At 39.2% G+C, this 14753-nt stretch carries 8 protein-coding genes; 1 reads left to right on the forward strand and 7 read right to left on the reverse strand.

The annotated features are described in order from the left end of the window. Positions 1 to 16: 16 nt before the first annotated feature. Positions 17 to 2872: a M16 family metallopeptidase gene (locus tag CMT41_RS13910; protein ID WP_058028238.1), complete on the reverse strand. Its 2856-nt coding sequence runs from the start codon at positions 2870 to 2872 to the stop codon at positions 17 to 19. A gap of 113 nt (positions 2873 to 2985) precedes the next feature. On the opposite strand from CMT41_RS13910, the gene CMT41_RS13915 reads away from it, so the two are divergent. Next, a complete protein-coding gene (locus tag CMT41_RS13915; protein ID WP_058027612.1) occupies positions 2986 to 3678 on the forward strand; it encodes a TIGR01621 family pseudouridine synthase in 693 nt (230 codons plus the stop codon). A 389-nt stretch (positions 3679 to 4067) separates the two neighbouring features. Here the strand turns inward: CMT41_RS13915 and CMT41_RS13920 are convergent, their stop codons facing one another. The 6 genes from CMT41_RS13920 to CMT41_RS13945 form a co-directional block, all read right to left on the reverse strand. Continuing rightward, positions 4068 to 5414: a sodium-dependent transporter gene (locus CMT41_RS13920; protein WP_058027613.1), complete on the reverse strand. Its 1347-nt coding sequence runs from the start codon at positions 5412 to 5414 to the stop codon at positions 4068 to 4070. A gap of 345 nt (positions 5415 to 5759) precedes the next feature. Next, positions 5760 to 9371 carry an ABC transporter permease/M1 family aminopeptidase gene (locus CMT41_RS13925; RefSeq protein ID WP_058027614.1) on the reverse strand — a complete coding sequence of 1204 codons (3612 nt, stop codon included), beginning with the start codon at positions 9369 to 9371 and terminating at the stop codon, positions 5760 to 5762. A 30-nt stretch (positions 9372 to 9401) separates the two neighbouring features. Then, positions 9402 to 10322 carry an ABC transporter ATP-binding protein gene (locus CMT41_RS13930; protein ID WP_058027615.1) on the reverse strand — a complete coding sequence of 307 codons (921 nt, stop codon included), beginning with the start codon at positions 10320 to 10322 and terminating at the stop codon, positions 9402 to 9404. Between the two features lie 406 nt (positions 10323 to 10728). After that, positions 10729 to 12303 carry a lysine--tRNA ligase gene (gene lysS, locus CMT41_RS13935; RefSeq protein WP_057181893.1) on the reverse strand — a complete coding sequence of 525 codons (1575 nt, stop codon included), beginning with the start codon at positions 12301 to 12303 and terminating at the stop codon, positions 10729 to 10731. A gap of 293 nt (positions 12304 to 12596) precedes the next feature. After that, positions 12597 to 13695, reverse strand: a protein-coding gene (gene prfB, locus CMT41_RS13940; RefSeq protein ID WP_143760094.1) for a peptide chain release factor 2 whose coding sequence is annotated in 2 segments (ribosomal slippage) — positions 12597 to 13619 and positions 13621 to 13695 — 1098 coding nt in all. Because the reading frame shifts where the segments join, the coding sequence is not laid out codon by codon here. A 199-nt stretch (positions 13696 to 13894) separates the two neighbouring features. After that, on the reverse strand, positions 13895 to 14602 hold the full coding sequence (locus CMT41_RS13945; RefSeq protein WP_058027616.1) for an ABC transporter permease: 708 nt from the start codon (positions 14600 to 14602) through the stop codon (positions 13895 to 13897). Between the last annotated feature and the right edge of the window lie 151 nt (positions 14603 to 14753).

Raw genomic sequence — 14753 nt, forward strand, 5'->3', positions numbered from 1 at the left:
TTTATGCGGACTGATATTATTTGGCCAATTCCAGTTCAACCACTTCAATATTAAGTGCTTCTAATTGCGCCCTAACTACTTGACCGTCGCCAACGACAATCCATTGCATAGGTTTTGCCAATTCTTTTGCTGCAATAGCATTTAATTGCTTAAGGGTGATGTTATTGATAATTTCACCTTGTTGCTCACCATAATTAACCGGTAAGTTAAATTGTAACAATTGTCTTAAGAAGCCGCTTTTTTGACTCGGTGTTTCAAAGCTTAAGGCTTCGTTTTGTGAAATAGCTTGACGCATAAAGGTAACTTCATCTGCCGTTAAACCATGTTGTTGGTAGTTTTTAAGTTCCTGTTCAATTTCAATCATAGCATCATAAGTATGCTCTTTTTTAACACTAGCACCAGCACTGAAGCTGCCAAGCGTTTTACCGGCTGAGAAGTAACTTGAGGCGCCATAGGTATAACCTTTATCTTCACGTAAATTTAAATTGATACGGCTATTAAAAGCGCTACCTAAGGGGTAATTCATTAACGTTGCTTTAAAGTATTCACCGGTTGCATCATAAGTCATCGCTCTACGTGAGAGCTTGATCACAGATTGGCTGGCATCTGGTAAATCAACAAAATATAATTTGTTTGGTGTCACTGCGGGGAATTGATAATCACCAACTATGGTGTAATCTTTACCCTGCCAAGCTTGCAACGTAGTCAATTTCGCTAACAAGTCAGCTTTATCAATATCACCCACAACCACTAGGCTCGCCTTAGCCGGAGAAAAATATGTTTGATAGAAGCCTTTAATATCTTCAAGAGATATCGCTGATACTGTCGTTATGGTACCGCTGTCAGCTAAGCCAAAACGATTATCTTTGCCGTAAGTGACTTGCTTTAATGCTCTACTGGCTAGAGTACGCGCATCTTTATTACCTTGTCGTAAGCCTTGTATTAACTGATTTTTAACTCTATCAAAATCAGCTTGCGCAAAAGCAGGTTTAAACATCATTTCATTCATTAACGCTAGAGTCGCATCAAGATTTTTCACCAAGCTATTAACTTTAATATAGGTATTACGTCCGCTTGCACCAATAGAAATATCACTACCAAGTTTTGCCAGTTCATTCGATAGCTCTTCTTTGCTGCGTACCGTTGTGCCCTCATTCATCAAACTAGCTGTTAAGCTGGCTAAGCCGGCTTTGTCGACTGAATCAAGTAAGACACCGCCATCAAGGCTTAATAACAAACTAACGGTGGGTGTTTCACTGTTTTTAGTGGCTATGATTTCAATGCCATTAGCAAACGTTTCCCGCCATAAAGTGGGGACGGTAATTTGTGGATTAGGGCCAGATGTTGGCATAACACTACGATCAAAGTCACTGGTGTTTTTCATCAGTGCTGTATCAAGTTGAGCCAGCGTTGGTGGTTTACTGACATCAGGCAGAGTAAAGTTGTTTGTTTTCGCGATTAGCTTTTCTTGCCCATGTGGCACTATCGACAATATCGCGGCACCTTTACCCTGGATATACTTTTTAAAGACTCGCATGACATCGGCTTTGCTTACATTATTATAACGATCGACTTGCTGCGCGGTGTAATTAGCATCACCTAACATAGTTTGATAATGCGCTAAGTTAGAGACTTTACCAGAAACACTTTGCAAGCCATAAATAGTACCGGTTTCAATACCCACTTTGGTTTTTAATAAATCATCGGCATTAACACCACGTTGTTCAAACTCAAGCAGAGTATCATTAATCACTTGCTCAATTTTTGCCAATGATAAACCTTGTTGTGGATTTGGTAGAGCAAAAAAGCTCATTTGACAAGCTAGTTCACGACATGGGTGGCTTGCCCCTGCTTGCACAGCAATGCCAGATTTTACTAAGTTTTTATAAAGTAGTGACGTTGGCCCGTTGCCTAATATATTGGCTAAGACATCCAAGGCTGGTTCATCTTCATGCATACCATAAACGGTGGGAAAACTAATATAAAGTAATGGTAAAGAGACATTATCGGTAAAAGAGTAATAACGATTTTCACTCAGTGTTACTGATGTTTTTGCAATATTTTCTACTGCGGGGCCGGCATTTAGTCCGCCAAAATATTTATTCACCCAAGCAAGGGTTTGTGCTTCATCGATATCACCACCGATAGTCAGTACCGCATTATTAGGTCCGTACCAACGAGAGAAAAACTCTTTTAAATCGCTTACTGTGCCACGGTCAAGATCAGACATATAACCAATGACCGGCCATGAATAAGGATGTTCGCGTGGGAAAATCATTTGATTTATGGTTTCATTTAATCGGCCATAGGGACGATTATCAACATTTTGGCCACGCTCATTTTTTACCGTCGCACGTTGTATCTCAAATTTTTCTGGCGTGATGGCTTCAAGTAAAAAACCCATACGGTCAGACTCAAGCCATAACATTTTTTCTAATTGGTTTTTCGGTACGGTTTCAAAATAGTTGGTACGATCCGAGTTAGTTGTACCATTTAGGTCGCCACCACTTTGTGTAACCACTTTAAAATGCTGCTCATCGGCAACATTTTGTGAACCTTGAAACATCATATGCTCAAAGAAATGAGCAAAACCTGACTTACCTAGTTGCTCACGTGCTGAGCCGACATGGTAGGTGACATCAACATGCACTAAAGGATCTGAATTATCTTGGTGTAAAATTACCGTTAAACCATTGGCTAACTTATATTTTTTAAAAGGAATATTAATAACATCTTGCTGAGCAATTACCGTTTCAACCAAACTAACACCCGCGGGTAAAGTGGTCGTTTCTTGGCTACTACAAGCAAATAATAATGCTGTGCTAGCGGCTATTGCCGTGACTTTAAATGTAGATTTAAATTTATCTAGTATTTGGGCAGAAAAGTGGTTTTGAAAAGATTGTCGCAAAATAACATCCTGTAAAAAGAGTAAAATCTAAGAGTTTGAATTATCATAGCAAACATAATCACCAAGGGGCTATTTAAATGTATCAAACTATTGCAGAACATCATGATTTTATTGTTGTTGATAAAGACCCTGGCAGCAACTTTCATGATGAAGGCGAACTTGGCTCAGGGCTTTTTTCTCGGGTAAAGAGCCAGTTAAAAAAGCAAAATAAAAATGCAGATCTCTATCCCGTACATCGACTCGATAAAATGACTTCAGGGCTGGTTATCTTTGCAAAAAACCTAGCCTGTGCACAAACCTTTGGTCGGCTTTTTAATGACCACGATATTGAAAAATATTACCTAGCCATTAGCGACAAAAAACCCAGTAAAAAACAGGGCTTAATTAAAGGTGATATGGCAAAAAGCCGGCGCGGTATGTTCAAGCTATTACGCACCATGAAAAACCCTGCCATTACCCAATTTTTCTCTTATAGTATGGTCAACCAACAAAGGTTATACCTGCTTAAGCCTCATTCAGGTAAAACCCACCAATTACGTGTCGCCCTTGCTAGTATAGGTGCGCCCATTGTTGGCGATCCGCTTTATTACAGCGCATCATCAGCAGACCGTGGCTATTTACATGCCTATGCGCTCAAGTTTAGCTATTTAGGCGAAGACTTCGAGTTTACTTCGCTACCGACAAAAGGCGAGTTTTACCTAAGCCCAGCAGTTAATGAGCAATTAGCGGCAATAAAAAAACCCTGGCAGTTAAACTGGCCAAGGCTTTAGCGCGAACAAGTTCCCGCCTACAGGTTATCAATAAATCGTAGGCGGCTTATCTTGAATATAAACTAATCGCGCAATTTTCTATAACGAATGCCAAAAAACTAGACCAATCGCGGTCGGACAAACGAACTCATCGTAAGTAACAAAAGCACCAAGGCTATTTACATGCCTATGCGCTCAAGTTTAGCTATTTAGGCGAAGACTTCGAGTTTATTAGCATGCCCAGCAGTGGTGAGTACTTCTTAACAGAACACGTTAATGAGCAATTAGCGGCAATAAAAAAACCTTGGCAGTTAAACTGGCCAAGGCTTTAGCGCGAACAAGTTCCCGCCTACAGGTTATCAATAAATCGTAGGCGGCTTATCTTGAATATAAACTAATCGCGCAATTTTCTATAAAGAGTGCCAAAAAACTAGACCAATCGCTGTCGGACAGACAAACTTGGTATACCAAGGCCAGATTTTCCAGAAGAAACTGTGCTCGACATCTTCATTACCTTGCTTGATTTCCGCTAAAATTTCATTTCTATACCAAATCCAACCAACAAAAATACAACATAACATGGCAATAATAGGTTGACCGTATACCGTAGAAACATTGATCACCAAACCAAATAACAAGTCAAAATTTACCACGATTATTGCGCTTAACAGTAAAATACTGATACCTATTACTGTAGTGGCTTTTTTACGTTCAATATTATGACGTTCAACCACAAAAGATACTGGCCCCTCTAACATAGAAATTGATGACGTTAATGCCGCTATAGACATTAAAACAAAAAAGGCAAAAGCGACAAATACACCAATATCACCCATACCAGTAAATAAGCTAGGTAATACATCAAAGACTAAGTTAGGACCCGATATTAAACTGCCATCCTCGGCAAAAATTGCCACCCCTTGCGCCTGTGCAACATACATAGCAGGGATAATTAATAAGCCTGCTAAAAAGGCAATAGAGACATCAATTAAAGTGACTTGGGCAGCAAGTGTCACTAAGTTCTCTTTTTTAGCAATATAAGAGCCGTAAATAATCATCACGCTAGTACCCAGTGACAAAGAGAAAAATGCTTGCCCTAAGGCACTAATTAAAAGATCAGGTTCCAACACTCGAGAAAAATCTGGATTTAAGTAGGCATTAAAGCCCTCGCGAGCACCATCTAAGGTAAAGACATAGATGATCAATAAAATAAGCAAACCGATTAACATTGGCATCAAACGTTTTGACCACTTTTCAATACCCTGCTCAACACCACGGCGAATTATCCCTATGGTTAACATCATAAATAATGCGCTGAATATTAAGTCTCGAGGCACTGATTGTACCGTTAACCAACTTGCGGCTTGCTGAAAACCAAGTAATTGGCTGATGGGTTCAATTGCATAGGCCATCATCCAGCCAGCTAAAATACCATAAAAACTTAAAATAAGTGCCGCGCAAATAATGCCACCAAATCCGATAACAAAGGCAAAACGTTTTTGCCATAAATTACGTGACATTTTTTGCATACTGGTTACCGCATTAGCTTGACCATAACGACCAATTAACAACTCAGCCATAAAGGCAGGGTAAGCTAAACAAAATGCTAACACTAAGTACACTAAAACAAAGGCAGCACCACCATTGCTTGCTGTTTGCGTGGGAAAGCCCCAAATATTACCTAAGCCAACAGCAGAGCCTGCCGCGGCCATAATAAAACCGAAACGCGAACTAAAGCCGCCTCTTGAAACACCCATTCTTTTCCCCGAAATATTTTGCGAAATTATTTTTTATAATAATTGATGAAGGTCTTTGCCTTATGATGAGAGCACTAATTTACGCAATAACGCACAAGAAAAATAGAGGTGAAGGCATTTATTATTTATTTAATAAACACCGAAATGTTAAATAGACTGTAAACATTGTGATACTGATAAATTAAAAACAATAACGCGGGTATAGCCGCGATGAAAATTATCTAATGAACAACTTAAACCGCTACATTTTTCATCCCGCTCGCCTAAGATTACGGGAACGATAAAAATAAACCAGCAAGAGTTGCCTCCTTACTGGTTTATAATTAATATTCAATCAATTGTAAATTACAAGCGGAAAATATTATCTGCACTATCTCTATCCACTAGGCGAATAAAAGGATCTACACCGGCAAATTTAGGCTTACCTTTGACTCGCACTGTTATTTTGTTGGTACCTGTTTTGATCTGATGTTTAGCAAGATATAAAACAAAATTTTGTGCCGTTAAATCATCAGGATCAGCGCTAAATAAACCAATATCAATTTTATCACTAAAATCAACTTCGGTTTCTTTGCCTTGACCATCGGCGCGCATCAGTGCTGCTTCAATGGTTAAGGTGACATCAAAAGTATCTTCAATATCAGTAACAGCAACCACTTGCACATCGGTAGTTTTTAAATCATATAAACTAATATGCTCAAACAAGTCGCTAATAAAGCGCTTTTCTTGTGCATCAGTATCTTGATTAAGGTAAGCCATTAAATCTAAGGTGGTTGGATACGGCGTACTTTGATACTTAAATTCATTAAGGAAGTTATGTAAGGCGTTATTTAAACGCTGCTCACCTAATCTGTCTTTAAGTGCCATCATGACGATAGAGCCCTTGTTATAATGAATATATTGCTGCCCCTCACTACGGTATAAAGGCATTTCTGCTAACGTTTCACTACTGCGCCCGCTAAGGTATTTATCTAACTCGTATTTTAAAAATTTACGCAGGTTATTCTGGCCGTATTTTTTCTCCATCACCATTAACGCGCTATATTGCGACAAGGTTTCAGAGATAATCGCACTGCCTTGTACATTAGCTGCGCCCACTTGATGTCCCCACCACTGATGGGCAACTTCATGTGCGGTAACATAATAAGCCATATCAATATTGTTCGGATCGCGTAAGTCTTTAATAAAGCCCATTTTTTCAGAAAAAGGCACGGTATTAGCAAAACTTTGCGCAAAACTGCGATAACCTGGGTATTCGATTATACGCATTTGTTTGTGTTGATAAGGACCAAAATTTTCACTAAAATAATCAATCGAATCACGTACTGATTCCATCATGCGATCAACGTTCATAGCGTGATTTTTATGATAATAAACCTCAATATCTATGCCTTTATACTGCTCTTTTTTCGACTTTAATTTTGCTGACATAAAAGAGTAATAGTTCACCATAGGCGCGTCCATTTTATAATGAAAGGTACGGCGACCATCTTGCAGCGTTTCGCTTTGCAAGTAACCTGGCGCGATAGCAAATTGATCGGCTACCGTTGAAATGGTCGCTTCAAAGTCAATAAAACCTATGCCACTACCAAGGTTACTTTCATTATAAAACCGTTTATCTTCGAGTTTATTGGCGCGCTGTAATGGCGCTAAATCATGCTGACGACGCTTATGGCGATCGCTTAACTGCCAGCCCTGTTGATAGCCAAAGTTTGGAAATAAAGCTAAGTTGTCAATAAAAGTACCATTGTGCACTAAAGCAAAATCGCCATTGCTTTCACTAAATCCTTGATGGACACGGGTAACCGTTAACTTGCCCTTACGTACTTCACCTGGCAATAGCGGCTCAGTAAAAGTAAACCATGCTGTATCAAACTCTTCATCTAATTCACCTAAAATCCCACCTTCAATCTCCACCGACCATTGTTTACTATGGTCAGGTTTTGCTACTAAAAATTTAGTGATGGGCTGATCGCTAGTATTGGTTAAACTTAATTCGGCTACCGCTTCAATACGGCGTTTACTTGGATAAATATCCACTTTCGCATGTACTTTAGTGATGGTTGGAATAGTCGCATTAAGTTCGCCCACGTACTTATGCTCATATGCGGCACGGTTATCATCGATATCATCGGCAATAACAAAGTCATTAAGGACACGGGTATTGTAGTGAATAACACTGCCTGCACCGATAAAAATAATTAAGCCTAGCGTAATAATGGCTTTGCCTGAAGTTGATAAGTGATAAGAAATATTTTTAACACGAGTTTTTAATGATTGCGCCGGCCCTCTATGCCATAAAGCATAAGTTAAACAGGCGAAGACTAACGTTAAACCGCTCCAATAAAACATATACCAATGATGACTAGTTAAAAAGTGCCCATAACCATTAATGTCCGAATACAAAACTTGTGGTGCCGCGCCAAATTGAAACATGTTATGGCTAAAACCTAAACTGCTTAGTGTCATTGAACTGATAATAAATAGTACAAACAGCAACATGCCAATATATTTATTTGAGCTAATCACTTGTAAGAAAAAGGCCAAAACGGCGGTGAAAACAAAAGGCACTAAATTGATGTAACCTAAGCGCAAAATATATTGCGATAACTCAATGTGTTGATGACCTTGCAATACTTGATTAAGTACAGTAACCACAATACCACAGAGATAAAGTAAGGCTAAGACCAAACTAATAGCTATAATTTTCGATAACCAAAAAGTGATATTATGAACCGGCATTGAATCAACAATGTCGCCCATACCTGAATCACGTTCACGCCAAACAATTTCAGCACTGTAATAAGCCAGTACTATCATCATTAGTAAACTTGTCGAGCCAGCGATAAACTCAACCATAGTTTGCGTTAATGGCCAGTTAGGCGTGCCATAGCTGCCTAGAGAACTCATAAGTATTGAGATAAGCATAACCATAGTAATTAAGGCAAGTACGACAAAAGCTGCACTGAATACAACTTGTTTTATTTCAAATATAATACGTAAACGCAAATGCGCGGCGGTTTGAATACCCACACTTTTAGTGGCAATATTATTGTTTAATAATTGAGGGATTTTTTCATTTTGCATTAACGTTTGCTGTGCTGCTTTTTTCTGTGCCTTTTTACTGATTTTTTTTACTTTAGCGCTAGATAAACCTACCTTAGACCTAAAACCACCAAAGACTGCTAGTATAAATACCGAAATAGTCAACCACAGTAAGCGGTTTTCTAATAAGGTGCCGCTTAACTCAATGGCACTATTATTCTTATCAAACATGGTCCAATAACGTGTCATTTCAGCAAAAGAGTTTAATGCAAAAGGATCAAGCAATGCGGCTATGGTGCGGTATTCTGGTGCATCTAAAAGCTGCCCTGAGACAGAATATAGAACAAATAGGCCTACGGCAGAGAGATAAACCGCCATCATAGAACGAAATTTAATAGCTACAGCATAGAAGAAACACGACAATACCAAAAGTGTTGGTAAAGATAGATAAAAATACGCGCTAAAATAGTAACTTAAATTTGTATCACCTAAACGCTCAGGCTCAACCCAACCAACTAAACCGCCCAATAAAGTGCCGATTAAAATACCTAAAGGCACAAAAGCAAAAACAGTTGCAACGACGGCAAAAGAGCCTAAAAAACGCCCTAGTTGATAGCTAAGCGGGTTTATCGGTTTAGAATAAAGCAACTCTGACATCTTGCTGCTGTCATTACGGGTTGCGGTATTGGCAACAAAATTTACCACTAAGAACATGGCAAACAAGCCCATGATCAACAAGGTTTGCGCAATAGCAAAAGGGCCGTTATATAAAACATTGCCAGCGCCACCCAGCTGAATATTTTCACTAATGGTAGCAAAAAAGGTCAGAAAGAAAAAAATCAAACTAGTAACATAAAAAGAGGGCTGTCGAGTAAAGTAGCGCCATTCAAAGGCAAACATTTGCATTAACATAATAAGTTCCTTGTCATTATTTTGCTTGAATTAAGCAACTTTTTTCTGTGCTGCAGCAGGCTGAGTTGAAGTGGATTGAGTAGCTGCACGATGTTCATTTAATGTAGAAAAATAAACGTCTTCTAAATTAACCGGCGCAGCCTCAAAACCGAACGGGGCATTTTCTGCTATTACATGTACAACCGTTTGCCCAGCAAATAAACGCTTAGAAATAACATTGTATTCTTTTTCTATAGCGGCAAGATCGGCTTGCGTAATCGCTTTACGCCAGATTTGACCATTGAGTTTATTGGTTAATTCGATGGGATTACCTTGTAAAACAATTTTCCCTGACGCTAAAACCGCCATATTAGGGCAAAGTTCGGTAACATCCTCAACAATATGTGTTGATAATATAATGGCCTTTTCTTCACCTAAGGCGACTAATAAGTTATGAAAACGATTACGCTCTTCTGGATCTAAACCTGCGGTCGGCTCATCTACAATGAGTAAGTCAGGATCGCCAAGCAATGCTTGGGCAATACCAAAACGCTGGCGCATACCACCAGAGAAGCCACTTACGGCATTTTTTCTATGCTGATATAGGTTCGTTTGTGCCAATAGACCTTCTACCACTTCTTTACGCTCTGCTTTGTTTTTCAAACCTTTTAAAATAGCCAGGTGGTCAAGTAATTCATAAGCACTAATACGAGGATAAACACCAAAATCTTGTGGCAAGTAACCCAAACGTTGGCGTAAGGCTTGCGGGTCTTTTAAAACATCAATACCATCAAAGGTAATACTGCCACTATCAGCATCTTGTAAGGTAGCAATGGTACGCATTAATGACGATTTACCGGCACCATTAGGGCCTAATAAACCAAACATGCCTTTCGGGATTTCCAGCGTAATATTATCCATCGCTTTAACTCCATTATCGTAAGTCTTGGATAAATTTTTTATTGTTAACATTATTATTCCTTGCGTTATTATTAGTGAAGCGTTATTTAGCGCTATTTTACTTAAAAAAACATTCATCCTTGCTCAAAAATGATAAACGGTCAAAAAAGGGGACAAACGGTAAATAACAGAGTAGCTTATTATCGAACGGGCTATTTTTATCAAATAAACGGTTAAATTTAACCGAAAGCTGTAATGTTCGGTAATAAAAAGCCAATAAACATTACCCTATCAACTTGTTAACTTAATGTAAAATTCAATTGATATTGCACTCTTTATCTTGGTACAAAATTTTACTCTAATAGCTTATTAACAGCTAAAAAAAAACCTGCTGTTTTAGCATTTACAATGCAAAAACAGCAGGTTTTAAGTTTTACGTTAACTGAATTTTATCTTTTAACAGATAAACTCATCGTTATTACTCTGCTTCAGGGCGCATATGTGGGAATAAAATCACGTCTTTAATGGTTGGTGAATCAGTGAACAACATCACTAAACGATCAATACCAATGCCTTCACCGGCCGTTGGTGGTAAACCGTATTCTAAGGCGATGATGTAATCCGCATCATAATGCATAGCTTCATCATCGCCGGCATCTTTTTCTGCTACTTGTTTCTTAAAGCGCTCTGCTTGATCTTCAGCATCATTAAGTTCTGAGAACCCATTGGCTATTTCACGACCACCAACAAAGAATTCAAATCGGTCGGTAATAAATGAGTTGTTATCATTACGACGAGCAAGAGGTGAAACTTCCCACGGGTATTCGGTAATGAACGTTGGTTGATCCAATAAGTGCTCTGCTACTTCTTCAAAGATTTCACAGATATACTTGCCTGGTCCCCATAACTTAGCAGCCTCACCTTCTTTAACACCCACAGCTTTTGCCATGGCTTTAATCGCGGCAAAGTTATTTTCCGGGTCACGTAATGCGGCTTCATCAAGGTGCTCAGCTGCGCGATGCTCTTTACCGTATTTTAAAATGGCGTCGACCATAGATAAACGCACAAATGGCTGGCCAAAATCGTAAAATTTCTCTTCGATGACTTCACCATCAGAATTTTTAACGGTATTACGAATCATCGTTGTACCCAGTACATCTTGGGCAACAGTACGTAACATTTCTTCGGTTAAATTCATCAAATCATTGAAATCAGCATACGCTTGATAAAATTCAATCATAGTAAATTCAGGATTATGACGGGTTGAAATACCTTCATTACGGAAACTACGGTTGATTTCAAATACACGTTCAAAACCACCGACCACTAAACGCTTTAAGTTAAGCTCAGGGGCAATACGTAAATACATATCAAGATCAAAGGTATTGTGATGGGTCATAAAAGGTTTAGCGGTTGCGCCACCAGGTATGATTTGTAGCATCGGCGTTTCTACTTCCATAAAATCACGTTCAACTAAAAACTGTCGAATGCCTGAAATAATTTTTGAACGCATTTTAAAGGTATTACGGGTCTCTTCATTGATAATCAAATCAATATAACGCTGACGATATTTAGTTTCTTGATCTGACAAACCATGAAATTTTTCAGGTAATGGACGCAGTGATTTAGTCAACAAGGAGTATTCATTCATATTCACGTAAAGATCGCCTTTACCTGATTTATGTAAAATTCCTCTAATACCAATAATGTCACCAATATCTAACGAGCCCCATTTAGCTCTTATTTCTTTCTGTACGGTTTTTTCCGCATAACCTTGAATACGACCTGACACGTCTTGAATGACTAAAAATGGTCCGCGTTTTGCCATAATACGACCGGCAATAGCATAAGTAAGCTGTAGTTCTTCAAGTTCTTCTTTGGTTTTTTCACCATGTTCAGCTTGAATATCAGCCGCTAAATGTTCACGATTGAAATCGTTAGGAAAACCATTCGCGGAACAATTAGAGCGAATTTTTTCAAGCTTTACCCGACGCTCAGCAATCAGTTTATTTTCATCTTGTGCTACGGGTGTACTTTTAGCTTTATCTGTCATGTTAGTTTCTCAAAGTTATCTTTAATTTTTTCAATTTAATTAATTATTTGTGGTTAGCTTTTATTGTTAGCTTAATACTACAAACCAGACTTTAAACTGGCTGCTAAAAACTTGTCTATATCACCGTCTAGCACGGCTTGTTTGGTTCATTCTGCTTCTGTTTTCAATATCCGGGAAAAGCGTTGCTACAAACCAGACTTTAAGCTGGCTGCTAAAAACTTATCAATATCACCGTCTAGCACGGCTTGTTTGGTTCATTCTGCTTCTGTTTTCAATATCCGGGAAAACCGTTGCTACAAACCAGACTTTAAGCTGGCTTCTAAAAACTTGTCTATATCACCGTCTAGCACGGCTTGAGTATTTCTATTCTCAACACCAGTGCGTAAATCTTTAATGCGGCTATCGTCTAAAACATAAGAGCGAATTTGACTGCCCCAGCCGATATCAGACTTACCATCTTCAAGCACTTGCTTATCGGCATTTTGTTTTTGTATTTCAATTTCATACAGCTTGGCTTTTAATAGCTTCATCGCTGTGGCACGGTTTTTGTGTTGCGAACGATCACTTTGACATTGTACTACTGCACCGGATGGAATGTGCGTTATGCGAATCGCTGAGTCAGTTTTATTAACATGTTGACCACCTGCGCCCGAAGCACGATAAGTATCAACACGTATATCAGCAGGATTAATCTCAATTTCAATGCTGTCGTCAATTTCAGGGTAAATAAATGCTGAGGCAAATGAGGTATGACGACGACCAGAGGAATCAAACGGTGATTTTCGTACCAGTCGATGTACACCTGTTTCAGTGCGCAGCCAACCATAAGCATATTCACCGGTGTACTTAATAGTACAACCTTTAATGCCGGCAACATCACCGTCAGTAACTTCTACGACTTCTGTTTTATAGCCGTGTGCATCACCCCAACGTAGATACATGCGCATCAGCATTTCGGCCCAATCTTGCGCTTCAGTGCCACCCGAGCCAGATTGAATATCTAAATAACAATTATTTATGTCTTGCTCACCCGAAAACATCCGGCGAAATTCTAATTTAGCCAAAATGGCATCTAAAGCATCGGCTTCAGTAATAGCTTCATCAAACGTTTCTTGATCTTTTTCTTCCACCGCTAATTCAACTAAGTCGGCAATATCTTCACAACCAGTTTCAAGTTCTACTATGGTATTAACGACTTCTTCTAAGGCGCTACGTTCTTTACCAAGGGCTTGAGCCCGCTCAGGATCATGCCAAATTTCTGGTTGCTCTAACTCGCGAGAAACTTCAACAAGACGTTCAGCTTTAACATCGTAGTCAAAGGTACCCCCGAAGCGAATTAGCGCGGGCACGGATTTCTTTTAATTTAGTTAATATTGGGTTTGTTTCGAACATAAACCTTCAAGCAATAATTTAATTAGTAGTCTTTGACGGCATTGAACAGCAAAAGACAAATAGTCGCGCATTGTAACGCAAATAAGGGGGTAAATATACGGCTAACAAGTACGCTATGTTACTTTTATCGTTACTATTTATAGCTATTTTGTATAACAACTTTGCTAATCACCCGTCAGAATTACTTAGTAATATAAGATTATTGAGGCTTTGCTTTGTTTAAGACTAAAAATATCGCCGATGCTAATCCCGCCGAAGCAAAGACCATACACATCACCATAATTTGATAGCGCGCGGCGATAAAAGGCGAGACGCCAGCAAGGATTTGTCCGGTCATCATGCCAGGTAAAGAAACAATACCGACGGCAAATAAGGCATTAACATTAGGGATCATCGACGCTTTAAAGGCAATATTACGTGATTTTTGATAAGGCTCACCACGGTTAAGTTCAGCATAAAAACGCTCGCCACATAAACTGACGCTATTCATGCCATTGGCAAACACCATGCCAGCCAGCGGCACTAAGGTTTTCGCTTGATGCCAAGGTTCTAAATGCAACACGCCTTGGGTAATAACGAATAAAACAATAAAGCTACTGATAAAAATGGCCAAAAATGCACTGCTAAACAGGGACTTTTGCGGTGACTCTATATTATTTAAGGCTATGTAAGTTGAAAATAGCACCATCACTAGCAGTAAGGAGCCAATAATCCAAGCATTGTCACTGGCAAATAGGTAACTTAAGGCATAACCCACTAACAATAACTGCACTAACATACGTACTAGTGCATGCAAGGTCCGCTTTTGTGGCAATGACCAGCGAGCTAAAATAAGCAGTACCAGTACCACGGGAATAAAAGCGATGGCAAGTTTAGTGAGTGGAATAGTGACCAGTGCTTGCTCCATAGTTATCTCCTCAGTTATGTCCTTAGTAAATCCTTCTTATCTATAAATTAATGGCTCTGTTGTAGTTTGGTGTTGTTGAGTAAACGAGCGAGACGCATAAACCCTTCCATGGGGCTCAACACAAGCATCCATGCTTGTGATGCTCGCTCTT

Source organism: Colwellia sp. MT41 (genome assembly GCF_001444365.1).
Classification (GTDB): Bacteria; Pseudomonadota; Gammaproteobacteria; order Enterobacterales; family Alteromonadaceae; genus Colwellia; species Colwellia marinimaniae.

What these genes read in the sequence shown, in the direction of transcription:
- CMT41_RS13920 (WP_058027613.1), bottom strand. Translation starts at nt 5,414, where the DNA reads ATGGGTGTTTCAAGAGGCGGCTTTAGTTCGCGTTTCGGTTTTATTATG.
- CMT41_RS13915 (WP_058027612.1), top strand. Translation starts at nt 2,986, where the DNA reads ATGTATCAAACTATTGCAGAACATCATGATTTTATTGTTGTTGATAAA.
- CMT41_RS13945 (WP_058027616.1), bottom strand. Translation starts at nt 14,602, where the DNA reads ATGGAGCAAGCACTGGTCACTATTCCACTCACTAAACTTGCCATCGCT.
- lysS (WP_057181893.1), bottom strand. Translation starts at nt 12,303, where the DNA reads ATGACAGATAAAGCTAAAAGTACACCCGTAGCACAAGATGAAAATAAA.
- CMT41_RS13930 (WP_058027615.1), bottom strand. Translation starts at nt 10,322, where the DNA reads ATGTTAACAATAAAAAATTTATCCAAGACTTACGATAATGGAGTTAAA.
- CMT41_RS13925 (WP_058027614.1), bottom strand. Translation starts at nt 9,371, where the DNA reads ATGTTAATGCAAATGTTTGCCTTTGAATGGCGCTACTTTACTCGACAG.